A 23,497-nucleotide genomic window follows, 5' to 3' on the forward strand; every position below is an offset into this window, starting at 1 on the left:
GGGTGGAGGGAGCTCCAGGGCGGCGCGAGCTTGCAGTTCTGGGATCGGTGTTAAGCTTGGCTTCCCCCTGGGCGCGCGGCGCAAGACGAGGGTGGAGCTCGGCCAGCCGAGCGCTGCCCCCGCACCTCCGGCGGCTCAAGGCCGCCCCGCGGTCGCCCCGGAGAAAAAGGTGCGAAATGGGCGAGTTGCGGACAGGGATGGTTGAGAAGATCGCGGCGATGCAGGACTTCGCGCTCTACCGCGATCTCGCGTGGGAGGGCACGTTCGAAGAGTACCTCCAGGTCGTTCGCCAGAACCCGCAGGTGACGCGCAACGCGTTCCAGCGGGCGTACGACATGATCATCCGCTACGGCATCGAGGAGTACACCGACAACAAGAAGAAGCTGATCCGGTACAACTTCTTCAAGGACGAGATGCACGGCGGCGCCGACGCCGTGTACGGGCTCGACATCCCGCTGATGCGGCTCGTCCACGTGCTCCGGGCGGCCTCCGAGGGCTACGGCCCGGAGAAGCGCGTCATCCTGCTGCACGGCCCGGTCGGGTCGTCGAAGTCGACGATCGCCCGGCTCCTCAAGAAGGGCATCGAGCACTACTCGACGACGCCCGACGGCGCGCTCTACACGTTCGACTGGGTGAACCTCGACGACGTCGGCATGGCCGGGACGGAGAGCGCCCGCTTCAAGTGCCCGATGCACGAGGAGCCGCTGCGCCTCATCCCGCCGTCCTGGCGCGACCGCGCGTTCCGCGAGCTCGGGCTCTCGAGCCCGCAGTTCCAGGTCCGCGCCGAGGGCGACCTCGACCCGGCGTGTCGCTTCATCTTCAACCGCCTCATGGACAAGTACGGCGGCGACTGGTCGAAGGTGATGCAGCACGTGCGCGTGCGCCGCCTCGTGCTCAGCGAGAAGGACCGCGTCGGCATCGGCACCTTCCAGCCGAAGGACGAGAAGAACCAGGACTCGACCGAGCTCACCGGCGACATCAACTACCGCAAGATCGCCGAGTACGGCTCGGACTCGGACCCGCGCGCCTTCAACTTCGACGGCGAGTTCAACATCGCGAACCGCGGCATCGTCGAGTTCATCGAGGTCCTGAAGCTCGACGTCGCCTTCCTCTACGACCTGCTCGGCGCGTCGCAGGAGCACAAGATCAAGCCGAAGAAGTTCGCCCAGACGGACGTCGACGAGGTCATCATCGGCCACACGAACGAGGCCGAGTACAAGAAGCTCCTGAACAACGAGTTCATGGAGGCGCTCCGCGACCGCACGATCAAGATCGATATCCCGTACATCACGAAGGTGTCGGAGGAGATCCGGATCTACGAGAAGGACTTCAACAAGGAGAAGATCCGCGGCAAGCACATCGCCCCGCATACGCTCGAGGTCGCCGCGATGTGGGCCGCGCTCACCCGGCTCGAGGACCCGAAGAAGCACAACCTCTCGCTCGTCCAGAAGATGAAGCTCTACGACGGCAAGGTCCTGCCCGGCTACACGCAGGACACCGTGAAGGAGCTCCGCAAGGAGGCGTCGCGCGAGGGCATGGAGGGCATCAGCCCCCGCTACGTGCAGGACAAGATCTCGAACGCGCTCGTCAACGACCTCGGCGAGGGGACGATCAACCCCTTCATGGTCATGAGCGAGCTCGAGAAGGGCCTGCGCCACCACTCGCTCATCACGAACGACGAGCAGCGCAAGCGCTACACCGAGTGCATCGGGATGGTGAAGCGCGAGTACGAGGAGATGGTCAAGAACGAGGTGCAGCGGGCGATCAGCGCCGACGAGGACGCGATCCAGAAGCTCGCCGCGAACTACATCGACTCCATCAAGGCCTACACCCTGAAGGAGAAGGTGAAGGACCGCTTCACCCGCGAGGACGTCGAGCCGGACGAGCGGCTCATGCGCTCGATCGAGGAGAAGATCGACATCCCCGAGAACCGGAAGGACGACTTCCGCCGCGAGATCATGAACTACATCGGCGCGCTCGCGGTCGACGGCAAGAAGTTCGAGTGGCACACGAACGACCGGCTGCGCCGCGCCCTCGAGCTGAAGCTGTTCGAGGACCAGAAGGACGCGATCAAGCTCCAGACCCTCGTGTCGAGCGTCATCGACAAGGAGACGCAGGAGAAGATCGACATCATCAAGACCCGGATGATCAAGTACTTCGGGTACAACGAGGTCTCGGCGCGCGACGTGCTCGACTACGTCGCCAGCATCTACGCGCGCGGCGACACGAAGTAGCCGGCGCCCGGGCGCGGCGCGGGGCCGCGCCCCTCACCAAGAGCGCGGCCCCGCGCCGCGCCCCTCACCAAGAGCGCGGCCCCCCGCCGCGCCCCTCACCAAGAGCGCGGCCCCGCGCCGCGCCCCACCCCCGATCAGCCCTCTCGCCTGAGCCTCGCGAGCTCGCGCTCCAGCGAGGCCACGGTCCGCTTGAGGTCGCGGACCTCCTCGGCGGTCGCCAGGCCCATCGCCTTGGCGAACGTCTCCTTCTGCTCCGCCGTGAACGAGGAGACGCGGCCGGGCACGCTCATCGCCGTCATGAACAGCCGCATGAACCGCTCGTCCTGCATCAGCTTCGCCACGTTCGGGTTCGCGGCGAGCTTCATCCCCTCGGTGACCAGTTTGTCCTTCAGCGCCATCGGCGCAGCCTAGCCGAGTTTCGAGCGAGCGCGTCAGCCCACCTCGACCAGCACCGCGGTGATGTTGTCCCGCCCCCCGCGCCGATTCGCGAGCTCGATGAAGAGGTCGACCGCCGTCTCGCCGCCCTTCGAGGCGATGCTCGCGATCTCCTCCTCGGCGTGCAGGTAGCCGTGCAGCCCGTCGGAGCAGAGCAGGTATCGATCGCCCTCCTCCACGGCCACGATCGAGGTGTCGACCTCGACATAGTCCCTGTTGCCGACCGCGCGCGTGATCACGTTGCGGTGGGGCGAGCTCCTGGCCTCGTCCGCGGAGATGAGCCCATTCTTGATCTGCCACGCGATGAGCGTGTGATCCTCGGTCATCTGCACCGCGTTCCCGTTGCGGACCTGGTAGATGCGGCTGTCGCCCACCTGGCCGGTCACGAGCGCGCCGCCCACGATGAGCGCCGCGCTGATCGTCGTGCCCATGCCGCTCTTGTCGCGATCGAGCTCGGCGATGGCGAAGACCATGTACGTCGCGGCCTGGATCGCGCCCTCGAGGATGCGCAGCACGGCGCGCGCCTTGGGCTGCGTCAGCGGCTCGTCGGGATCGCCGATGGCGGGCAGGCCCCGCTTCACCATGCCGTAGATCGTCTCGACGGCCTCGGCGCTCGCTACCTCGCCGGCCGCGTGCCCGCCCATCCCGTCCGCGACGATGTAAAGGCGGAGCTCGTCGTCCCGGAAGAACGCATCCTCATTGGCGCGCCGGTGGCGCCCGACATCGGTGCGGCCAAATGATTGGATCCTCATCGAGCTTGCCCGGTCCTTCATCGCCGTGTCGTGGGGAAAGCCCCGAGGCGCCGGCGCGATTCTCGCACGATAAACTTCTTCAGCGGGGCCTGTCGAGTGGGCGACGGCTCGGTTAGGATGGACAGGCCAGCCATGGCACGAAGCTTCTCCGCCACCTGTGGGCCGGATGGCCTTCTCCACCATCTGGCCGACCTGCGCAGCGCCGTCCCGTCGGCCTCAGGCGGCATCGTCTTCGTTTCCGGCCAGCTCGCCCAGCGCGCCTCGGGCGTCGCCGAGCTCGTCCGGAGCACCTGGCGCGGCATCCCCGCCTGCATCGTGCCGGCCGCGGGCGTGCTCAGCGAGCGCGGCGAGCTCGAGGGGGACACCGGCGCGAGCGGCGTGCTCTGGTCGGGCGGCCGGGTCGCGCCCTTCGCGCTCCCCGAGCGCGCCGAGGACCCGAACCGCGCCCTGCGCGAGACGCTCGCCCGCGCCATCGGCCCCCGCTCCGCGACGGCCATCCTCTTCGCCCGGCCCGGGGCGCTCGCGGCCGGGGCGCTCGAGGGGCTCGCCTCCTGCGCGCCGGGCGCGTGCGTGTTCGGCGCCGGCACGGCGTCGAGCTCCGCGATCGGCGTGACGTCCCAGGGCGAGCTGATCGAGGGCCCCGTGACGGGCCTCGCCATCACGGGGTTCGCCCCGCCGATCGTCGACGCCTCGCCCGCCGCCAGGCTGCTCTCGGGCTTCCACCCCGTCGAGGAGGTGAGCGGCGGCGTCGTGCTGCGCGCCGGCGGGCGCTCGGCGCTCGAGCTGTTCTCCGCCGCGACCGCGACGCTCGGCGAGCAGGCCAGCGCGCAGCCGCTCGTCCTCGCCGCGCTCGCCGACCCGGAGGTAGACCCGCGCGGCGCCGCCGCGGAGCCGCGCGGCGCCGCCGCGGAGCCGGCCACGCTCGGTTCCGTCGGTTCCGTCGGTTCCGTCGGTTCCGTACGTTACGTGCTGCGGCCGATCCGCGGGGTCGATCCGTCGCGGCGCGGGCTCCTGCTCGGCGACGACGCGCGGCCCGGCGCGCGCCTCGCCTTCGCCGTGCGCGACGCCACCGCCGCCCGCGCCGGGCTCGAGGGGATCGCGCGGCACGTTTCCCGGAGCGCGCTCGGCTCGGCCCCGCGGTTCGCGCTCTACCTGAGCTGCGCCGGGCGCGGCCAGGGCCTGTACGGGGCGCCCGACGTGGAGGCGCGCATCCTGCGCCAGCGCTTCGCCGACCTCCCGATCGCCGGCATGCACTCGAGCTTCGAGATCGCACCCTGGGCGCCAGGCGAGGCCAGGCTCGCCCTCTACACCGGCGTGCTCGCGCTCTTCCGCGCGCCGAGCTGAGCCGCCGCGCTAGAGCGACAAACGGGTTGAAACCACGAGAAAAGGAAAGAATTTCACAGGGAGGCGGGGAGGCGGGGAGCGAGAGACGGCAAGAGGGCGAATTTCATTTTTTTCTTCCTCCCCGCCTCCCCGCCTCCCTGTGAAAATTCTCCGGGTTTCAACGTGATCGGTGTTCTGGCGCCGCGCACGCCGCGCTGGACGCCAACCGCGTCAGCGCTCGTGGTAGGCCGCGATCACGGCCGAGGCCCGCCGCTCCACCTCGGCGTGGATGGCCGCGAAGCGCGGCTCCCCGCGCAGGCCCGCGAGCACCGGGCAGCGCTCGATCCAGGGCAGATCGAAGAGGCCGTCGGCCAGCGAGAGCTCGAGCGCGGCCAGCGCGAGCTCTCGCTGGCCGAGGAAGCCCGCGATCTCCGCCTGGATCTGCCGGAGGAACGACGTGCGGCGCAGCGCCGCGACGGTCGGGCTCGCGCCCGGCGCCGGCGCGGGGCGCACGTCCGAGAGCCGGCCGTCCACGATCTCGCCGACCAGCTGCACGAACGGCTCGTCGATGCCCGGGAAGGCCTCGCTCACGAGCTTCTTCGGGAGCTTCTCGACCACCTCCGGCTCGCGCAGCCAGAGCGCGCGGCGGATCCGGAGCACGGCGTTGCCCGACGCGCTGCGCGCGACAGGCAGCGCCTTGAGCAAGTCGTCGCCCTCCGACCACCTGCCCTGCAGCGCGTGGGCGCGCGCCAGCGCGTAGCCCGCGAGCGCCACGTCCGGATCGCGCGCCAGCGCGGACCGCGCGCGCCGCGCGCCCTCCTCGAACGCGCCGCACTCGAGCAGGATGGTCCCGATGAGCCCCTCCGCCTCGGCGTTGCCGGCGCGCGACGCGAGCGCGGCCTTGAGCTCCCGCATCGCCCCGACCACATCGAGGCGCTGGAACTTCACCGACGCCATCGCGAGCCGCGCGTCCGGGAGCCCGGGCGCCGCGGCCACGGCGCGCGCCGCCACCTCGATGGCCAGATCGCCGCCCTGATCCGTGAAGAACCAGAAGCGGGAGCGCGCGAGCGCGTAGGCCGAGAGGATCATCGGCTCGCCGGGCGCGCGCGCGAGCGCCTGCTCGAACAGCGCGATCGCGCGCTCCTGGTGCTCCGGCCAGAAGCTGCGGTACTCGTGGCGCCCGCGCAGGAACAGGTCGAGCGCGACAGGGTCGCTCGGCGCGGTGCGGCTCGGGGCCGCCGCGTCGAGGGTCAGCGCCCCCGCGATCGCCTCGGCCACCTCGTCGTTGATCCGCAGCACCTCGGTCTCGGGGCGGTCGAAGCGCTTCGCCCACAGCTGGAACCCGTCGGTGACGCAGAGGAGCCGCGCGCTGATCCGCACCGTGCCGTCGCGCCGCCGCACCGAGCCGCCGACGACCACCTGCACCCCGAGCTCGCGCCCGATCTCGCGCGGATCGGCGTCGCCGTCCTTCCACCGCGCCATCACCACCCGCGGCCTCACCCGGAGGCCCGGGGTCATCGAGAGCGTATCGATGAGATCGTCCGTGAGCTCCTCGGCCAGGTACGCGTCGGAGGGCGGGCCCTGGTTCGTGAACGGCAGGACCGCGACGCTCTTGCCGCCCTGCTCGCTCACCGCGGAGATCGACCCGGGGACCGGCGTCCGACCCTGCGGCGGCGTGATCGTGTGCGGGGCGATCGTGGCCGGGCGCGTGAGCGACGCGAGCTCCTGCGCGACGCCCTCGACGGAGTCGTACCGGTCGTCGCGCGAGCGCGCCATGCAGCGGAGCACCATGCGCGCGAGCGCGTCCGGCAGATCGGCGCGCCGGCGCCGCGGGTCGGGCGCGTCGGAGACGAGCCGCGCCGCGGCCACCGCGAGCGGCGCGTCGCCCTGCCACGCGCGCTCGCCCGTGAGCATCTCGTAGATCATCGCGCCGAGCGCGTAGAGGTCGGCGCGCGCGTCGATGTCCGCGGCGCCCTGCACCTGCTCGGGCGCCATGTACGCCGGCGTCCCCAGGACCGCGCTCAGGGTCGTGCCCGCCCCGCCGTCCGGCGCCAGCGCGCGCGCGATCCCGAAGTCGGTCAGGACCACGCGCCCGTCGCGCCCGATCAGCACGTTGTCCGGCTTGAGGTCGCGGTGGATGACGCCCGCCCGGTGCGCGGCCCCGAGCCCCGCGCAGACGCTCTCCGCGATGTCGATGGCGCGGCCCACGCTGAGCCGCCGCTCGCGCGCGAGGAGCCCGGCGAGCGCCTCGCCGTCGACGAACTCCATCGTCAGGAACCGGTCGCCGTCGTGCTCGCCGATGTCGAAGACCCGCGCCACGTTCGGGTGCGTCACCTTGCGCGCGAGCCGCACCTCGCGCCGGAACCGCTCGATCACCTCGGGGGCGCCGCTGAGCTCGCGGCGCAGCACCTTGACCGCGACGAGCTCCTCCAGCTCCAGGTCGCGGGCGCGGTACACGCTCCCCATCCCGCCGATGCCGACCAGCCCGAGGAGCTCGTACCGGCCGGCGAGCACCTGCCGCGGGCCGGTCTCCGCGGCGTCCGCGGGCGCGGCGCCTTGCCGCGTGCCGCTCGCTGGCAACGCGCGGTCGTGAAGGGTGTCGTCCTTGAAGCTGTGCGGCATAGGGGAATCCCGGGCGACCGTTGCCCCCCACCGCCTTGAGGCTAGCTCAGGATCGGCGGGGCGAGCACCGGTCGTCGCGGGAGCTCCAGCGGGTGAGGTGCTAGTCTGCGCCGCCCATGGCAGAGGCGTCGAGCGCCATCGCGGTGGAGTCGCTCTCCAAGACGTACCAGGTCCACGAACGCGCCGCCGGCTTCGCCGCCACGGTGCGCTCGGTCTTCCGGCGCCGCACCCGGGTCGTCCACGCGGTCGAGGACCTCTCGTTCTCGATCGCGCCGGGCGAGCGCGTCGGCTTCCTGGGCCCGAACGGCGCCGGAAAGACGACGACGCTGAAGGTGCTCGCCGGGCTGCTCCACCCGACGGGCGGACGCGTCCGGGTCGCCGGCTCCGTGCCGCAGCACCGCGAGGCCGACTTCCTGAAGCGGATCACCCTCGTGATGGGCCAGAAGCAGCAGCTGCTCTGGGACCTCCCGCCCGCCGAGACCTTCGCCCTGAACCGCGCCATCTACGGGATCGGCGACGCGGAGTTCCGGCAGACCCTCGGTGAGCTGGAAGACCTGCTCGGGATCGCCGTGATCGCCTCGAAGCCCACGCGGCAGCTCTCGCTCGGCGAGCGCATGAAGTGCGAGCTCGCGGCCGCCCTGCTGCACCGGCCGGAGATCCTGTTCCTCGACGAGCCGACGATCGGGCTCGACGTCGCGATGCAGCTCAGCGTCCGCGAGTTCATCCGCCGCTACAACGAGCAGCGGGGGGCCACCATCGTGCTCACGTCCCATTACATGGACGACGTGGCGGCGCTCTGCCCGCGGGTCATCGTCATCGACAAGGGTAGGCTGCGTTACGACGGCGACCTCGCCGCGCTCGCCCGCAGCGTGCGCCCTCACAAGCGCATCGCGCTGCGCTTCGGGGGCGTGGTCGACCGGGCGCTCCTCGAGCGGGTCGGCGCCGTCCTCTCGCTCGACGCCGGCCGCGCGGTGCTGCAGGTCCGCCAGGAAGAGCTGCGCCAGGCCATGTCCTGGCTGCTCAGCCAGACCGACATCGCGGACCTCACGGTCGAGGACCCTCCCCTCGAGGAGGTGATGCGCGAGCTCTTCGCGGGCGAGGAGCCCGCCGGCGAGTCATCAGCCGCCGCCGGCGCCCCGGCGGCCGCCGCGGGCGGGGCCGCGTCGTGAGCGCGCTCTCGAGGGCGGCCCACGCGTTCCCGACGCTGCTCCGCGTCGGGGTCGCGGCCGCGATCGCGTACCGGGCCGAGATGCTGATCTGGATGCTCACGACGACGATGCCGCTCGTGAGCCTCGCGCTCTGGTCCGCGGTGGCCGCGAGCGCCCCGGTCGGCCGCTTCGGGGCGAGCGACTTCACCGCGTACTTCCTGGCGATCCTCATCGTCCGGCAGATGACGGGCTCGTGGCTCGTGTGGGAGATGAACATGGAGATCAAGAGCGGCGTCCTCTCGCAGCGCCTGCTCAAGCCGATCCACCCGCTCGTCTCCTACGCCGCCGACAACCTCGCCGCGCTCCCGCTGCGGGCGCTGCTCTGCTTGCCCATCGCGGTCGTCGCGCTGGTCGTGACCTCGGGCGAGCGGTTCCATCCGACGGCGCTCGATCTCGGGATCTGGGCGGCCTCGCTCGTCGGCGCCTGGATGATCAACTTCTTCACGATGGCGCTGATCGGCTCGCTCGCGTTCGTGATCGAGAGCTCGACCGCCGTGTTCGACGTCTACCTCGCGGCCTTCATGATCTTCGCCGGCTACCTCGTCCCGATCGAGCTGTTCCCCCCGTGGCTCGGCGACGTCGCGCGGGTCCTTCCGTTCCGTTACAGCCTCGCCTTCCCGGTCGAGCTCATCACCGGCCTGCTCGAGCCGGGCCGCGCGCTCGCCCAGCTCGGCGCGCAGTGGGCCTTCGCGATCGGCACCGCCGCCGTGGCGCTCGTGGCGTGGCGCGCAGGGGTCCGGCGGTTCTCGGCGTTCGGCGGGTGAGCGGCGTGCGTTACCTCCGGTTGCTCGCGACGCAGCTGCGCGTGTCGCTCGCGCTCGGGATGCAGTACCGGTGGGATTTCCTGCTGGGCGCCGTGATGACCGTGGTCTGGACGCTCGTCGGGCTGGTCCCGCTCCACATCGCGCTCGCGTCCCGCCCGCCGGTCGAGGGCTGGACCTACGAGCGGGCGCTCGTGGTCGTCGGGTGGTTCACGCTCCTCAAGGGCGTCCTCGAGGGGGCCGTGAACCCGTCGCTCATCAGCGTGGTCGACCAGATCCGGAAAGGCACGCTCGACTTCACGCTGCTCAAGCCGGCCGACGCGCAGTTCCTCGTCTCCACGGCCCGGTTCGAGATCCGCAAGGTCGTCGACGGCGCCGCCGCGGCGGCCATCTTCGTCTACGCCTTCGCGAGGATGGGCCGCGCCCCCGCGCCCGCCGACATCGCGCTCTCGCTCGGCCTGCTCGTGACGGCGACGCTGGTGCTCTACTCGATCTGCATCCTGGTCATCTCCGCCGCGTTCTGGGTCGTGCGCCTCGACAACCTGGCTTATTTCTTCAACTCGCTCTTCGATTTCGCGCGCTGGCCGGTCACCCTCTTCAAGGGGTTCTGGCGCGTCGTCTTCACCTTCGTCGTCCCGCTCGCGCTGATGACGACCTATCCGGCGGAGGCGATGCTCGGCACCATCGCCCCGCGCACCGCCGCGCTCGCCGCGCTCGGCGCGCTCGCCTTCGGCGCCGTCGCGCGCGCGGTGTGGAAACGGGCGATAGGACGGTATACGTCAGCGTCGAGCTGAGCGCCGTGGGGCTTCCTGCCGGCGGCGCCGCGCGTTAGGCTCGCGGTCTTGGCCTCCTGGGGCGAGGAGGGTGAGCGGGCATCGGAGAAGGAGACCAGGTGAAGAACGGGGGGTTCACGCTCGAGGAGTTAGGCCGGAATCTCGTCGATCTCGCGATGACCGAGGACGTGATCCGCCGCCGGGCGACCGCGCTTCTCTCGGTCGCTCGCCGCGAGGTGCGGGAGCTCAAGGTCCTCGGGAAGGTGTCGCGCCTCGCGATGGATTTCCACGCCGGTGACCCGGCGGTGACGCGCGGCACGAGCGGCGCGTTCGACGTCGCGATCCCGCACGCCCTGACGGTCCGGGTCGAGACGGAAGGGGAGGCCGAGGCCACGGTGCACAAGCTCACCGCGACGGTGGCGCTGCGCATCACGCCGAGGCCCTGCGCGCCGCTCGGGATCTTCCTCGACGTCGCGGAGCCGTCCGCGGACTCGGTCCTGTTCGCCGACCCGCCGGTCAGCACGAGGGACTACCTGCGCGGCCGGCTCGAGGAGGAGGTCCGGAGAGAGCTCCTCCGCCTCGTGCGCGCCCGGCTCGCCGACAGCCACGCCGAGCGCACCATCGACCTGGAGGGGCCGCTCACCCGCGCGCTCGGGCTCGATCTGGACACGCGCGACGCGCGCGACGCGCGCGACGCGCGCGACGCGCGCGACGCCCCACCGCCGAGCCGCCTGCGCGGGGCCAGCGTCCAGCCGATCGGCACCGCGGTCCGGAAGGGCGCTCCGTCGAGCGAGCCGGACGCGCAGCTCCGGCTCTTCGGGAACACCATGCCCATCCAGGTGTGGACCGCGCGCCCGGACGGCCAGCTGAACTTCGTGAACAAGGCCGTCCTCGACTACTTCGACCGCACGGAGGCGCAGATCATCGGCGAGGGCTGGCTGTCGGTGCTGCACCCGGACGACGTGCCGAGGACCGTCGCGACGTGGACGCGGAGCCTGGAGACCGGGCAGCCGTACGAGACGGAGTTCCGCCTGCTGCGCGCGAGCGACCAGACGTACCGGGAGCACGTGGTCAGCGCGCTGCCGCAGCGCGATGCGGCCGGGAACATCGTCCTGTGGATCGGCGGCACGACCGACGTGGCCGAGCTGCGCCGCGCCGAGGCCGCCCTGCGGCGGAGCGAGGCGCGCTACCGGCTGTTCGCGGAGGCGTCGAACGAGGGCATCTGGTTCTGGAACATCCGCGAGGACACGACGGAGTGGAGCGATCGCATGCTCGCGATCATCGGCGTCCGCCGCGAGGCGTGGGGCGGGATGTTCATGAGCTTCTTCGAGCGCGTGCACCCCGACGACCGGAGCGCCGTCCAGGCCGCGCTCAGGGCGCACCTCGAGGAGCGGCAGCCGTTCGAGATCGAGTTCCGGATGCGGCACGAGAGCGGGGAGTACCGCGTCGTGTTCTCCCGCGGCATGGCCGAGTGGGACGACAAGGGCGTGCCGTTCCAGATGGCCGGCGGCGCGACCGACATCACCGAGCAGAAGCGCCACCAGGCCATGCTGCAGGAGCGGCGCGAGATCATCGAGCAGCAGCAGGAGGCGATCCGGGCGCTGTCGACGCCGATCATCGAGGTCTGGAAGGGGGTGCTGACCATGCCGGTGCTCGGGGTGCTCGACGAGCAGCGCTCCGAGCAGATGATGGAGGTGCTGCTCGACGCCGTGGCGCGGACCCGCTGCCGCCACGCGATCATCGACCTGACCGGGGTCAGCGCCGTCGACGCGGCCACGGCCGATCACGTGCTGAAGCTCATCGACGCCGTCGCGATGCTCGGCGCCCAGGGCATCGTCGTCGGCATCCGACCGGAGGTGGCGCAGACGGTCGTGTCGCTGGGGCTCGACCTGTCGAACATCAAGACGCTCTCGAACCTGCGGGAGGGGCTCCGCTTCGCGATGCAGTCGAGCGGGGTGACCGTCGAGCGGCGGCGCCGGCGGAAGGCGCGCCGCGAGGGCGCGGGCGACGCGCCCGCGCCGCTGTCCGAGCGCGGCGGGTGACCGCCGCGGGAGCCCGCGGGAGCCTCAAGGAGCAGCGGCGCGTGCGCGACCTCGACCCCTACCGCGACCGGCGGCCCAGCCTTCTCGCCGAGAACGAGCGGCTCCGCCGGGAGCTCGCCGGCCTGCGGCGCCGCCGCGCCTGGCCCGCGGTGGCGGCGCTCGGGTGCTACCTCCTGCTCGTCACCGAGCTCCGCGGCTGGCTGAACGGCGCCGACCCGGTCCGCTACTGGGCCGCGCTCGCCGCGCTCCTCCTCGCGCTCGGCGTCAGCGTGGCGAGCGCCCTCCGCCTCATCGTGGGGCGCAACGACTGAGAGAGACGGCATCCATGGCGAAGATCCCCCCCATCAAGTTCAGCCCTGCCGGCGGCGTCGCCGGCGCGGCGCGCCGGGTCGCGCTCGGCCTCGTGCTCCTCGTCGCGACGCTCTTCGTCGCGTGCACCACGGTGACGCGGATCGACGCCGCGCACGTGGGCATCCGGGTCAAGCTGGCCGGCTCGAGCCGCGGCGTCGACGACATCCCGGTCGTGACCGGCTGGGTGTTCTACAACCCGCTGACCGAGCAGATCGTGCAGTTCCCGACGAGCGTGCAGAACGTGGTCTGGACGTCGTCGGCGCACGAGGGCCGGACCGTGGACGAGTCGATCACCTTCTCGTCCTCCGAGGGCGTCAACGTGGGCGCGGACATCGGGATGTCGTTCCACATCGAGCCGGACAAGGCGCCCCACCTTTACCTGCGCTTCCGGGAGAACGACCTGATGCGGCTCGCCGACCGCTACGTGCGCAACGCGGTGCGCGAGTCGTTCAACGCGGTGGCGTCGAAGATGCCAGTCCAGGAGATCTACGGATCGGGCAAGACGAAGCTCATCCAGGACGTGACCAGGGAGCTCGCGCAGGTGCTCGACAAGGACGGTATCCGGATTGACCAGCTCACCATCAACGGGGCGCTCCGGCTGCCCGAGAACGTGGCGGCGGCGATCAACCAGGCGATGGAGGCGACGCAGAAGTCGATCCAGGCCGAGAACCGGGTGCGCCAGGTGCGCGCCGAGGCCGACCAGGCGATCGCGACGGCGCGGGGCGCGGCCGAGTCGGCAAGGGAGCGCGCCCGCGGCGAGGCGGACGCGCTGCTGATCCGGGCGCGCGCCGAGGCCAAGGCGAACACGATCATCCGGCTGTCGGCGACGCCGGCGGTGCTGCAGTACCGCGCGCTCGAGCGGTGGAACGGGCGCCTGCCGGCGATGAACCAGGGCCCGCTGCCGATGCTGACGTTCGACATGAAGAGCGCGCTCGACAAGGACGCCGAGCAGAAGCTGGCCGAGCTGCTCGAGGAGACCGCGCCCGGCGCGGAGGCGGGCGGGGCGGCGCCGGCTGGCGGGGCGGCGCCAGGTGCGGGTGGCGACGGAGACGAAACGAGCGCGAAGCCGGCGGAGAAGCCCGCGGGCAAGGCGCCGGCCGCCACGCCCTGAGCCGCTCGATCAGCCGTCCTGCTCCTCGTCATGTTGCCCTGCCGCCCGCCCCCGGGCAGGCTTCGGGCATGGGCCAGCCAGCCGAGAAGCAGCGCAGCGCCACGTACGCCGACCTCAAAGCCGTCCCGGCGAACAAGGTGGCGGAGCTCATCGGCGGCGTGCTCCACGTCCTGCCCCGGCCGGCGCCGCGCCACGCCAACGCGAGCTCGGTCCTGGGGATCAAGGTCGGCGGCCCCTTCGGCCTCGGCGATGGTGGGCCGGGCGGCTGGTGGATCCTGGACGAGCCGGAGCTGCACTTCCCCGACCCGGGCGCGCCGGGCGAGATCGACGTGCTCGTCCCCGACCTCGCCGGCTGGCGGCGCGAGCGGATGCCGGAGCTGCCGAAGACGGCCTTCTTCCCGCTCGCCCCAGATTGGGTCTGCGAGGTCCTGAGCCCGTCGACCGAGGAGATCGACCGCGAGGAGAAGATGCCTATCTACGCTCGCGAGGGCGTGCGGTACGCATGGCTGGTCGACCCGATCGCGCGGACGTTGGAGGTCTCCTCGCTCGTGTCGGGCCGGGGCTGGGGGCCCGCCGTCGTCCACCGGGACGCTGCGCGTGTGCGAGTCGAGCCCTTCGAGGCCATCGAGCTCGATCTCGCGGTGCTCTGGGCGACATAGCAGACCGCCGCGCCGTTCGAGCGCAGGGGAGCATCAGCGGAGCCACGTCTCGGACCGGAGCCGCTCGACGAGGAAATCGACGAAGGCCCGCACGCGCGCCGCCGCGCGCCGGCCCTCGGCGTGGACGACGTGGACGGGGACCGGCGGGGGCTCGAACGCGGGGAGCACGATCTGGAGGCGCCCGGCGCGCAGCTCGGGGCCGATCTGATAGGAAAGGACCCGCGCGAGCCCGCGTCCCGCCACCGCCGCCGCGACGGCGACGTCGGCGGTGTTGACGAGGAGCTGCGAAGACGGGAGGACCTTCTCGACCCGCGATCCCGACGCGAACGACCACTCCGCGGGAGAGGCCGTCTGCGAGAAGCCGATGGTGTCGAGCTGCGCCAGGTCGGCCGGTCGTCCGGGCGCGCCGCGCGCGGCCAGGTAGGCCGGCGACGCGCAGACCACCAGCCGCACCGAGCCGACGCGGATCGCGCTCAGGGACGAGTCCGGCAGGTGGGCGATCCGCACCGCGACGTCGACCCCCTCGTCGAGCAGCTCGACGATGCGGTCGACGAGCAGCGTCCGCGCCGACACGTGCGGGTGGCGCGCCAGGAAGTCGAAGATGGCCGGCGCGACGAACATCCGCCCGAACGACACGGACGCCGTCACCGCGAGCTGCCCCCGAAGCGCGGCGTGGGACCCGGCCGCCGACGCCTCGGCCTCCTCGATCTCGCCGAGGATCCGCTTGCAGTCCGCGAGGAACCGCGTGCCCGCCTCGGTCAGCCGGACGATGCGCGTCGTGCGGTGCAGGAGCCGCGTGCCGATCCGCTCCTCGAGCGCGGCGATGGCCCGCGTCACCGCCGGCGCCGACATGGACAGGCGCCGCGCCGCGGGCGCGAAGCCCTCCTCCTCGGCGACGGCGACGAAGACGCGCATGGTTTCCAGACGATCCATCGCATTATTCCAGTTCCTGCAATGGTCCATTGTCAAGGGCGGCCATTACCGTCAGCGACAGCAACGGGCATGTTTGGCTGGCGAGCGAGGAGGCACGCGCTGCCTGTGCCGCCTCGCCTGACCTCCAGTCGAAAGGAAGCGCCGATGACCACTCCTGAAAGCCCCATCCGCCTTTATCGACACCCGCTCTCGGGGCACTCGCACCGCGTGGAGCTGTTCCTGTCCCTGCTGCGGCTCCCGTTCGAGCTCGTCGACATCGACCTGAAGAACGGCGCTCAGCGGACCCCCGAGTTCCTGAGCAAGAACGCGTTCGGCCAGGTGCCGGTGATCGAGGACGGCGACCTGACGCTGGCGGACAGCAACGCGATCCTCGTTTATCTGGCGACGCGATACGACCCGTCGGGGCGCTGGCTCCCGCGCGATCCGGCGGCGGCGGCGCGCGTGCAGCGGTGGCTGTCCGTCGCCGCAGGGCGGCTCTTCGCGGGGCCCGGGACAGCGCGCCTCGCGAGCGTGTTCGGCATCAAGCTGGATCACGAGCGCGCCAGGGCCATCGCCGCCGAGCTCTTCGCGGTGCTCGACGAGCACCTGGCGACACAGCGCTTCTTCACCGGCGATGCGCCGACGATCGCGGACATCGCGATGTACACCTACACGGCGCACGCGCCGGAGGGCGGCGTGTCGCTGGACCCTTATCCCCACGTGCGCGCGTGGCTCGCTCGCGTCGAAGATCTGCCCGGCTTCGTGCCGATGAAGAGGACGCTCCCATGACCCCCCTGCCCATGACCCCCCTGCCCAGCTGGCCCGGTGACGGGTCGCCCTATCACCAGGGAGAGATGGCCGTGCAGGCGCGCGCCGGCGCGCGCGAGCGGGCCGAGAGGGCCGGGCGCCGGATCATCCGGGACTTCATGCCCGACCAGCACCGGGAGCTGTTCACGCAGCTGCCCTTCCTGCTCGTCGGGAGCCTCGACGCGCAGCGCCGGCCCTGGGCCTCGATCCTCGTGGGGCGGCCGGGGTTCATCGCGTCCCCGGATCCGCGGACGCTCGCGGTGAGCGCGCGCCCCGCCGCCGGCGGTCCGCTGGCCGCGCGCCTCGTGGCCGGCGCGCCGGTCGGGCTGCTCGGCATCCAGCTCGAGACCCGCCGCCGCAACCGCATGAACGGCGCGATCGTCGAGGCCGGCGAGGGCGGGTTCATCGTGCAGGTCGGCCAGAGCTTCGGCAACTGCGCGCAGTACATCCAGGCGCGAGAGCCGGTGTTCGTGAGGGACCCCGACCAGGCCGCCGCGCCGCGCCCGGCGCGGGCGGAGGGGCCGGTCCTGTCGGCCGAGGCGGCGGCGCTGATCCGCCGCGCGGACACGTTCTTCATCGCCACCGCCGCGCCGTCCGCGGGCGGGGGCAGCGCGATCGAGGGGGCCGACGTCTCCCACCGGGGCGGCAAGCCCGGCTTCGTGCGCGCAACCGAGGAGGACGGCCGCACGGTCCTGACCTCGCCCGATTTCGCCGGCAACCTCGCCTTCAACACGTTCGGCAACCTGGCGCTCGATCCGCGCGCCGGGGTGCTCTTCGTCGACTTCGCCACCGGCGGGCTGCTGTCGCTGACCGGAGAGGCCGAGGTCGTCTGGGAAGGCCCGGAGCTCGCGGCCTTCGCCGGCGCCCAGCGGCTCCTGCGGTTCCGCGTGGCCGAGGGCATCCGGATGGAGGACGCGGTGCCGCTGCGCTGGTCGGCGCCGGTGGCGGCGCCGCAGCTCGCGGCGACAGGATCGTGGGAAGACGTCGAGCGCGCGACCGCGGCTTGAGCCGAGCAGCCGCCGCCGGCGAAGCGCGGCGCCCCGCGCTTCGCGGTGCGGCGCTCCGAGCGGGCCGGTCCAGGGGAGTTTTGCCCCACCCGGGGAGATCCGGGGCGCCCCGGGGCGGCGGGCACCCCCGCGCGACGCCTTGAGAACGCGCACGCGTCCTGCATCCTGTCGAGACCCCATGCGCCTCGCCAGCAAGCTCACCCTGGCCCTCGTCCTCGTCATGTGCGTCGTGCTGAGCCTCTACGGCTACCTCTCGGTCCGGCGCGAGCGGGCGCTGTTCGAGACGGACATGCGGCGCGACGAGCACCTCATCGGCATCGCCCTGCGCGCGGCGGTCATCGAGATCTGGCGCCGGGACGGGATGAACGAGGCGCTCCGCGTGCTCGGCGAGGCGAGCGAGCGCGAGGACGGCGTGATCTTCCGCTGGGTGTGGCTCGACGCGCCGGCCGGGGGCCGCTTCGCGCCCGCGCTGCCCGCAGCCGACATCGCCGAGCTCTCCCGGGGCACCGAGGTGTTCCGCCTCCAGCGCGAGGGCGACAGGAGCGGGCGCTTCTACACCTACGCGCCCGTCGCCGTGGATCCCGCGCGCGTCGGCGCCATCGAGATCTCCGAGTCGCTCGAGGAGGAAGAGACGTACGTCCACGCGAGCGTGGTCAACACCGTGATCAGCATCGTCGCCCTCGCGGCGCTGAGCGGCCTCCTGGCGATGACCTTCGGGCAGCTCCTCGTCGGGCGCCCCACGCAGCGGCTGGTCGACAAGACCCGGCGCATCGGGGAGGGCGACCTGGGCGGCCCGCTGCTCCTGCCGCAGCGCGACGAGCTCGGCCAGATCGCCCGCGAGATCAACGCGATGTGCGACAACCTCGCCGAGGCGCGCGAGCGCGCCGCCCAGGAGGCGGCCGCGCGCATCGCCGCGCTGGAGCAGCTCCGGCACGCCGACCGGCTCGGCACCGTGGGCAAGCTCGCCTCGGGCCTCGCGCACGAGCTCGGCACGCCGCTCAACGTGGTCGGCGGCCGCGCCAAGATGATCGCCCGCGGCCTGTCGCCCGAGGAGACGGCGGAGAGCGCCCGCATCATCGCCGAGCAGGCGGACCGGATGACGAAGATTATCCGGCAGCTGCTCGACTTCGCGCGCCGCCGGGTGGCGCACAAGGCGCCGGCCGATCTGGCGCACATCGCACGCCAGACGCTGGTGCTGCTCGAGCCCCTCGCCCGCAAGCGGGGCGTGACGCTGCGCCTCGACGAGGCGGGCGGCGCCCCGCCGCGCGCCGAGGTGGACGCCGGGCAGATGCAGCAGGTGCTCACGAACCTCGTGATCAACGGCATGCAGTCGATGAAGCGGGGCGGCGAGCTCACGGTCCGGGTCGAGCGCGCGCGCGCCCGCCCGCCGGCCGATCACGGCGGCGCCGAGGGCGAGCACCTCGCGATCCGGGTGATCGACCGCGGCGAGGGGATCGAGCCCGGGAACGTCTCCCGCATCTTCGAGCCCTTCTTCACGACGAAGGACGTCGGCGAGGGCACCGGCCTCGGGCTGAGCGTCTCCTACGGCATCGTGCGCGAGCACGGCGGCTGGATCGACGTGGAGAGCGAGGTCGGCGAGGGCTCGACCTTCACGGTGTACCTCGCCCCGAGCGGCGACGGCGCGGCGAGGCCGGCGGCCGGGGACGACGGCGCGCCCTCGCCGCGGCGGGGCGGGGCGGCGGAGGTGGGGGCGTAGCCGCGGGCGAGGGGCCATACTGTGCGAGCAATCGAGGAGACATGGGCAGGCGAGCGCTGATCATCGACGACGACGAGGCCATGTGCGCGTGGCTGGCGGCGGACCTCCGCTCGCGCGGCGTGGAGGCGACGACCCGGACCTCGCCGACGGCGGCGCTCGCGCTGCTCGAGGAGGACGAGGGCTTCGACGTCATCCTCACCGACCTGAACATGCGCGGCATGAACGGGATCGAGGTCTGCGGCCGCGCGGCCGAGCTCCGGCCGGACGTGCCGGTGGTGGTGATCACGGCGTTCGGCAGCATCGAGACCGCGGTGGAGGCGATCCGCGCGGGCGCGTACGACTACGTGACCAAGCCGGTCGACATCGAGACGCTGGCGCTGGCGCTGGAGCGGGCGATCGCCCACCACGCGCTCAAGGCCGAGGTGCGGCGGCTGCGGCGCGCCGTGGCCGGGCCTGGCGCGTTCCCGGACCTCGTCGGCCGGAGCGCGGCGATGCGGCGCGTGCAGGACATGATCGAGCGGATCGCCGACTCGGACGCGACGGTGCTCATCACGGGCGAGAGCGGGACCGGCAAGGAGGTGGTCGCGCGGGCGCTGCACGAGCGGAGCCGGCGCAAGGGCGGGCCGTTCGTGGCGGTCAACTGCGCGGCCGTGCCGGAGTCGCTGATCGAGAGCGAGCTGTTCGGCCACGTGCGGGGCGCCTTCACCGACGCGCGCACGACGCGCTCCGGGCTGTTCGTCGAGGCGAACGGCGGGACGCTGCTCCTCGACGAGATCGGGGAGCTGCCGCTCGCGATGCAGGCGAAGCTGCTCCGCGCTCTGCAGGAGCGGCGGGTGCGCCCGGTGGGCGGCAGCGCGGAGGTGCCGTTCGACGCGCGGATCGTGGCGGCGACGAACCGCGATCTGGACGAGGCGGTGGAGGAGCGCCGCTTCCGGGAGGACCTGTACTACCGGATCAACGTGCTCCACGTGGAGCTGCCGCCGGTGCGGGCGCGGGGCAGCGACGTGCTCCTGCTCGCGCAGCGCTTCCTGGAGGACTGCGCGGCGCGCTCGGGCAAGGAGGGGGTGATCGGCCTGTCGCCGGCGGCGGCCGAGCGGCTGCTGGCGTACTCGTGGCCGGGCAACGTGCGGGAGATCCAGAACTGCATCGAGCGGGCGGTGGCGCTCACGCAGTACGAGGAGATCACGGTGGACGACCTGCCGGCGAAGATCCGGGAGCACCGTCCCTCCCACGTCATCGTGGCGGCGGACGATCCGTCGGAGCTCGTGCCGCTCGAGGCGGTGGAGCGCCGCTACATCCTGCGGGTGCTCGAGGCCGCGGGGGGGAACAAGACGCTGGCGGCGCGGATCCTCGGGCTCGACCGGAAGACGCTGCACCGCAAGCTGGAGCGGTGGGAGCCGCCCGCCGGGGGGACGGCGAAGGGCGGCTGAGGGCGCGGAAGAATACCCCGGGCGGGGAAGGGCGCCCCACCCGGCGCGGGACGACGCGAGGCGGCAACCTGGGTCGGGGGCTCAACCTGGGTCGGGGGCTCAACCTGGGTCGGGGGCTCAACCTGGGTCGGGGGCTCAACCTGAGTCGGGGGCTCAACCTGAGTCGGGGGCTCAACCTGGGTCGGGGGCTCAACCTGGGTCGGGGACCTCAACCTGGGTCGGGGGGCTCAACCTGGGTCGGGGACCTCAACCTGGGTCGGGGGGCTCAACCTGGGTCGGGGACCTCAACCTGGGTCGGGGGCTCAACCTGGGTCGGTTCCACCGGCCCAGCCCAGGTCGGCTCGCGTCCGCCGCAACCTCGGTCGGTTCGCGTCAGGCGATCGGCACGCCGCCTGCACAGGGAAAACTCAAGGAGAACACCTGATGACCCCCGAGCTGCTCCGCGACCGTGCTTCGTCCCTGACTCTGGTCTCCGAACCCCCGCCCGCCCTCGCGCCCGGCGAGCGCCCGTTCCGCGTGCTGCTCGCCGAGGACGACCGGGAGCTGCGGCGGTTGCTCGCCACCGCCCTCCGCCGCGACGGCTACGAGGTCCTCGAGGCCCGCGACGGCAACCACCTCCTCGAGCTCATGGGCGAGTCGCTGGTGTCCAGCGGCGGCTCCCCGCCCGATCTCGTGGTGAGCGACGTCCGCATGCCGGGCAGGAGCGGCATGGAGCTCCTGGCCGGGCTGCGCCGGGAGGACTGGTCCACGCCGGTCGTCCTCATCACCGCGTTCGGCGACCCGGAGACCCACGCGGAGGCCTACCGCCTGGGCGCCGACGCGGTCCTGGACAAGCCGCTCGACGTGGACGACCTGCGGATCGTCGTCCAGACCCTCATCGCGATGCGCGGTTGACCCGCCGCACGGCCCCGCGCCGCCTCACCCCGCCTCGACCGGCAGCCGGCGCCGATCCTCCGCGCGCTGCGCGTTCAGCCGCGCCCGCCGCATCTTGTGCCACGCGAGCACCCCCGCGTCCGCGCGCACGAAGCGGCACGCCTCCACGTCCGCGTCGCGCGGCTCCGAGGAAGCGAGCATCCGCTCGTCGCCCGGCTGGATCAGCCAGAACTCCATCATCAGCCCGAGCCGCGCGAGCGCGCGGCCGACCACCGGCACCGGCATGTAGTACCGCGCCAGGATCGCCGTCCGCCCCGCGTCGATCGGCGCGCACCCCGCCATGCCCGCCATGCGCCCCCCGAACGACAGGCGCAGGATGCCAGGAAAGTGCATCTCGATCGCAAACTTCCACCCTCGGCGCCCATCCCAGGGCTTCCCGTCGTCGTGGCGGAGCACCCCTTCGGTGTGGATGACGTCGCCCTCCACGCGGACCTCGTACGGATCGAGCAGCGCGCCGACCCCCGGCACCCAGGGGCGGTGCGCGAACGGCACGTGGTGGATGTCGAGCATGCCCTCCATCGCGCGCGCGAACGGCACGCCCCACGCCACCGACGTCGTGTGGGCGTGCCGCTCGTCGGGCGGCATGCCGTCGAACCACGGCAGCGGCGGCAGCTCCGCGGGCCGCTCGCCCCACCAGAGCCACACGAAGCCGCGGTGCTCGCGCGCCTCGAAGCGCGTGAGCGCGAGCGCGTCGCCCGCGCCGCGCGCGCGCGCTTCGCCAGCGCCGCGCGAGCGCCCCTCGCACGGGATCGCGACGCAGCGCCCGTCGCCGGCGTAGCGGAAGCCGTGGTACGGGCACTCGATCGAGCCGCCCACGACCCGCCCCAGGCTGAGGTCCGCGCCGCGGTGCGGGCAGGCCGCCCGCGCCGCCACGAGGGCCCCGCGCTCGTCCCGGAACAGCACGATGCGCGTCCCGAAGCGCTCGACGGCGACCGGCCGCTTGCCCACGGCGGACGCGTCCGCGATGATGTACCAGGCGCCCTCGACGAACGCGCCGCGCCCTTCCTCGATGCCGTGCCTTCGCATGTTGCTCCTCCGCTCGCCCGAGAGCGTGCGGCGCGCCTGGCCGGAGCGCCGTGACAGCGCGCGCCACAAGGGCTGACATGCGGCGCCAGGCCGGAAAGGCGCCGGCGCGCGCGCCGACCGTCTGGGCCCGCACCGCCGCGCAGCTCGCGGACTACGCGGCGGAGCGCGGGGCCGACCGGGCGGCCCTGATCGAGGCCGCCGGGCTCACGGCCGCGGCGCTCGCCGACCCTGACGCGCGCGTGCCGCTCGCGGCGTTCTACGCGCTGATCGAGGCCGCGGTGACGGCCGCCGCCGACCCGCACCTCGGCCTCGGGTTCGCGGGGCGCTTCCAGCCGGAGCAGTTCGACGCGCTCGGCTTCCTCGCCATGAGCAGCCCCACCCTGGGCGAGGCGTTCCGCCGGATGCTCCGCTACCAGCAGCTCTGGAACGAGGGCGAGCGCTACACGCTGGAGATCCGCGAGGGTCGCGCGCACATCACGTTCACGCCGTTCGGGCCCGACCGTCCGGCCCACGGCCAGATGGCGGAGGTGTTCGCGTTCGACGCGCTCGTGAACGCCGGGCGCATGTGCGGCGCCCCGATCCAGGCGGTCGCGGTGCGCTTCCGCCATGCGCCAGCGGGCGATCCGGAGGAGAAGGCGCGGCGGCTCGGCGCGGCGGTGCAGTTCGAGGCGCCGCAGACCGAGCTGGTCCTGCCGGCGGAGGCGCTCGACCTGCCGCTGCCGCACGCGAACGAGGCGCTCGCCGCCTTCCTGGAGCGCCAGGTGGGCGCCATCGCGGCGCAGCTCCCGGGGGCGGCGTCGCCCGCGCCGGCGCTCGCGGACCGCGTGCGGGCGCTCCTCGGCGAGCGGCTGCGCGAGGGGGCCGACCTGGGCGCGCTCGCCGAGCGCCTGCGGATGAGCCCGCGCACGCTGCAGCGCCGCCTGGGCGACGAGGGGACGTCGCTCCACGCCCTGCTCGACGAGGTCCGGCGCGGCCGCGCGGCGGCGCTCCTGGACGCGGGCATGGCGATCGGGGAGGCCGCGTACCTGCTCGGCTACTCGGAGCCGAGCGCGTTCCACCGGGCGTTCCGGCGCTGGACCGGCGAGACGCCGGAGGCGTTCCGCGCCCGGGCCAGGGACACCGAGCCGCGCTGAGCGCGCGGCGGCGCGCGTGGCGTCCGGCGCGCGGCGTGAAGAGGCACCCTCCCGCGCCCTGGAGGCGGAGGAGCCCCTGGACGGCGGCGCACGCGCCGTACCACGGCGCAAGCCCCTGCCCCGCGCCGCGCGTCTCCTTCCGCCGCTCTCGCTCGCGCCACCCCGTGAACATATGCAACTTGTGTTATATGAATCATGTGATATATGATCCATGTATCCTGTGACAGGAGCTCGCAGCGATGGCTGCGATCGACGGTTCGA

20 protein-coding genes are annotated in these 23,497 nt (G+C 72.7%); 15 read left to right on the plus strand and 5 right to left on the minus strand.

The annotated features are described in order from the left end of the window. The first annotated feature begins 176 nt into the window (after positions 1-176). Positions 177-2,234 (plus strand): PrkA family serine protein kinase, encoded by a 2,058-nt coding sequence (locus tag WME85_RS41785; protein WP_437304619.1) that lies wholly within the window; start codon positions 177-179, stop codon positions 2,232-2,234. Between the two features lie 134 nt (positions 2,235-2,368). On the opposite strand, the gene WME85_RS41790 is transcribed toward WME85_RS41785, so the two are convergent. After that, positions 2,369-2,632 carry a hypothetical protein gene (locus WME85_RS41790; protein ID WP_437753809.1) on the minus strand — a complete coding sequence of 88 codons (264 nt, stop codon included), beginning with the start codon at positions 2,630-2,632 and terminating at the stop codon, positions 2,369-2,371. A gap of 33 nt (positions 2,633-2,665) precedes the next feature. Then, complete coding sequence (locus WME85_RS41795; RefSeq protein WP_437304621.1) at positions 2,666-3,421, minus strand: PP2C family protein-serine/threonine phosphatase; 756 nt, start codon at positions 3,419-3,421, stop codon at positions 2,666-2,668. 132 nt (positions 3,422-3,553) lie between these two features. On the opposite strand from WME85_RS41795, the gene WME85_RS41800 reads away from it, so the two are divergent. Further along, positions 3,554-4,765, plus strand: coding sequence for an FIST C-terminal domain-containing protein (locus WME85_RS41800; protein ID WP_437829554.1), 1,212 nt, complete (start codon positions 3,554-3,556; stop codon positions 4,763-4,765). Positions 4,766-4,975: 210 nt separating this feature from the next. Here WME85_RS41800 and WME85_RS41805 read toward each other — a convergent pair whose 3' ends face one another. After that, positions 4,976-7,366: a protein kinase domain-containing protein gene (locus WME85_RS41805; protein WP_437829556.1), complete on the minus strand. Its 2,391-nt coding sequence runs from the start codon at positions 7,364-7,366 to the stop codon at positions 4,976-4,978. A gap of 116 nt (positions 7,367-7,482) precedes the next feature. Between WME85_RS41805 and WME85_RS41810 the strand changes: the two genes are divergently transcribed. The 7 genes from WME85_RS41810 to WME85_RS41840 all read left to right on the plus strand — a co-directional run bounded on the left by WME85_RS41810 (position 7,483) and on the right by WME85_RS41840 (position 14,271). Next, entirely contained in the window at positions 7,483-8,535 is a 1,053-nt protein-coding gene (locus WME85_RS41810; protein ID WP_437829559.1) for an ABC transporter ATP-binding protein, read from the plus strand. Next, positions 8,532-9,338, plus strand: a complete 807-nt coding sequence (locus tag WME85_RS41815; RefSeq protein ID WP_437829562.1) for an ABC transporter permease — start codon at positions 8,532-8,534, stop codon at positions 9,336-9,338. Before WME85_RS41810 ends, WME85_RS41815 begins: the two co-directional genes overlap by 4 nt. A 5-nt stretch (positions 9,339-9,343) precedes the next feature. Beyond that, positions 9,344-10,129: an ABC transporter permease gene (locus WME85_RS41820; protein ID WP_437842514.1), complete on the plus strand. Its 786-nt coding sequence runs from the start codon at positions 9,344-9,346 to the stop codon at positions 10,127-10,129. 98 nt (positions 10,130-10,227) lie between these two features. Next, positions 10,228-12,150, plus strand: coding sequence for a PAS domain-containing protein (locus tag WME85_RS41825; RefSeq protein WP_437829565.1), 1,923 nt, complete (start codon positions 10,228-10,230; stop codon positions 12,148-12,150). Between the two features lie 41 nt (positions 12,151-12,191). Continuing rightward, positions 12,192-12,461 carry a hypothetical protein gene (locus WME85_RS41830; RefSeq protein WP_437829568.1) on the plus strand — a complete coding sequence of 90 codons (270 nt, stop codon included), beginning with the start codon at positions 12,192-12,194 and terminating at the stop codon, positions 12,459-12,461. A gap of 14 nt (positions 12,462-12,475) precedes the next feature. Next, positions 12,476-13,612, plus strand: coding sequence for a prohibitin family protein (locus tag WME85_RS41835; RefSeq protein ID WP_437829570.1), 1,137 nt, complete (start codon positions 12,476-12,478; stop codon positions 13,610-13,612). Between the two features lie 68 nt (positions 13,613-13,680). Then, positions 13,681-14,271 carry a Uma2 family endonuclease gene (locus tag WME85_RS41840; protein WP_437829572.1) on the plus strand — a complete coding sequence of 197 codons (591 nt, stop codon included), beginning with the start codon at positions 13,681-13,683 and terminating at the stop codon, positions 14,269-14,271. A 33-nt stretch (positions 14,272-14,304) separates the two neighbouring features. Here the strand turns inward: WME85_RS41840 and WME85_RS41845 are convergent, their stop codons facing one another. Then, on the minus strand, positions 14,305-15,204 hold the full coding sequence (locus WME85_RS41845; RefSeq protein ID WP_437829574.1) for a LysR family transcriptional regulator: 900 nt from the start codon (positions 15,202-15,204) through the stop codon (positions 14,305-14,307). A gap of 144 nt (positions 15,205-15,348) precedes the next feature. Here WME85_RS41845 and WME85_RS41850 point away from each other — a divergent pair, with 144 nt between their 5' ends. The 5 genes from WME85_RS41850 (at position 15,349) to WME85_RS41870 (ending at position 21,038) form a co-directional block, all read left to right on the plus strand. Then, positions 15,349-15,972, plus strand: coding sequence for a glutathione S-transferase family protein (locus WME85_RS41850; protein WP_437829576.1), 624 nt, complete (start codon positions 15,349-15,351; stop codon positions 15,970-15,972). Then, positions 15,969-16,997, plus strand: coding sequence for a pyridoxamine 5'-phosphate oxidase family protein (locus tag WME85_RS41855; RefSeq protein WP_437829579.1), 1,029 nt, complete (start codon positions 15,969-15,971; stop codon positions 16,995-16,997). The genes WME85_RS41850 and WME85_RS41855 overlap by 4 nt, the downstream gene beginning before the upstream one ends. Positions 16,998-17,175: 178 nt before the next feature. Further along, on the plus strand, positions 17,176-18,714 hold the full coding sequence (locus tag WME85_RS41860) for an ATP-binding protein (protein ID WP_437829581.1): 1,539 nt from the start codon (positions 17,176-17,178) through the stop codon (positions 18,712-18,714). 41 nt (positions 18,715-18,755) lie between these two features. Then, on the plus strand, positions 18,756-20,144 hold the full coding sequence (locus tag WME85_RS41865; RefSeq protein ID WP_437829584.1) for a sigma-54-dependent transcriptional regulator: 1,389 nt from the start codon (positions 18,756-18,758) through the stop codon (positions 20,142-20,144). A 423-nt stretch (positions 20,145-20,567) separates the two neighbouring features. Beyond that, on the plus strand, positions 20,568-21,038 hold the full coding sequence (locus WME85_RS41870) for a response regulator (protein ID WP_437829587.1): 471 nt from the start codon (positions 20,568-20,570) through the stop codon (positions 21,036-21,038). 24 nt (positions 21,039-21,062) lie between these two features. Here WME85_RS41870 and WME85_RS41875 read toward each other — a convergent pair whose 3' ends face one another. Continuing rightward, entirely contained in the window at positions 21,063-22,103 is a 1,041-nt protein-coding gene (locus WME85_RS41875; protein WP_437829590.1) for a Rieske 2Fe-2S domain-containing protein, read from the minus strand. Between the two features lie 77 nt (positions 22,104-22,180). Between WME85_RS41875 and WME85_RS41880 the strand changes: the two genes are divergently transcribed. Next, positions 22,181-23,236, plus strand: a complete 1,056-nt coding sequence (locus WME85_RS41880; protein ID WP_437829592.1) for an AraC family transcriptional regulator — start codon at positions 22,181-22,183, stop codon at positions 23,234-23,236. Positions 23,237-23,497 lie beyond the last annotated feature (261 nt).

It is taken from the genome of Sorangium sp. So ce1153 (genome assembly GCF_051521595.1).
Lineage (GTDB): Bacteria > Myxococcota_A > Polyangia > Polyangiales > Polyangiaceae > Sorangium.

Excerpts from the sequence above, each read along its gene's own strand:
- WME85_RS41785 (WP_437304619.1), top strand. The coding sequence starts at position 177 with ATGGGCGAGTTGCGGACAGGGATGGTTGAGAAGATCGCGGCGATGCAG.
- WME85_RS41790 (WP_437753809.1), bottom strand. The coding sequence starts at position 2,632 with ATGGCGCTGAAGGACAAACTGGTCACCGAGGGGATGAAGCTCGCCGCG.
- WME85_RS41795 (WP_437304621.1), bottom strand. The coding sequence starts at position 3,421 with ATGAGGATCCAATCATTTGGCCGCACCGATGTCGGGCGCCACCGGCGC.
- WME85_RS41800 (WP_437829554.1), top strand. The coding sequence starts at position 3,554 with ATGGCACGAAGCTTCTCCGCCACCTGTGGGCCGGATGGCCTTCTCCAC.
- WME85_RS41805 (WP_437829556.1), bottom strand. The coding sequence starts at position 7,366 with ATGCCGCACAGCTTCAAGGACGACACCCTTCACGACCGCGCGTTGCCA.
- WME85_RS41810 (WP_437829559.1), top strand. The coding sequence starts at position 7,483 with ATGGCAGAGGCGTCGAGCGCCATCGCGGTGGAGTCGCTCTCCAAGACG.
- WME85_RS41835 (WP_437829570.1), top strand. The coding sequence starts at position 12,476 with ATGGCGAAGATCCCCCCCATCAAGTTCAGCCCTGCCGGCGGCGTCGCC.
- WME85_RS41840 (WP_437829572.1), top strand. The coding sequence starts at position 13,681 with ATGGGCCAGCCAGCCGAGAAGCAGCGCAGCGCCACGTACGCCGACCTC.
- WME85_RS41845 (WP_437829574.1), bottom strand. The coding sequence starts at position 15,204 with ATGGATCGTCTGGAAACCATGCGCGTCTTCGTCGCCGTCGCCGAGGAG.
- WME85_RS41850 (WP_437829576.1), top strand. The coding sequence starts at position 15,349 with ATGACCACTCCTGAAAGCCCCATCCGCCTTTATCGACACCCGCTCTCG.
- WME85_RS41855 (WP_437829579.1), top strand. The coding sequence starts at position 15,969 with ATGACCCCCCTGCCCATGACCCCCCTGCCCAGCTGGCCCGGTGACGGG.
- WME85_RS41860 (WP_437829581.1), top strand. The coding sequence starts at position 17,176 with ATGCGCCTCGCCAGCAAGCTCACCCTGGCCCTCGTCCTCGTCATGTGC.
- WME85_RS41865 (WP_437829584.1), top strand. The coding sequence starts at position 18,756 with ATGGGCAGGCGAGCGCTGATCATCGACGACGACGAGGCCATGTGCGCG.
- WME85_RS41870 (WP_437829587.1), top strand. The coding sequence starts at position 20,568 with ATGACCCCCGAGCTGCTCCGCGACCGTGCTTCGTCCCTGACTCTGGTC.
- WME85_RS41875 (WP_437829590.1), bottom strand. The coding sequence starts at position 22,103 with ATGCGAAGGCACGGCATCGAGGAAGGGCGCGGCGCGTTCGTCGAGGGC.
- WME85_RS41880 (WP_437829592.1), top strand. The coding sequence starts at position 22,181 with ATGCGGCGCCAGGCCGGAAAGGCGCCGGCGCGCGCGCCGACCGTCTGG.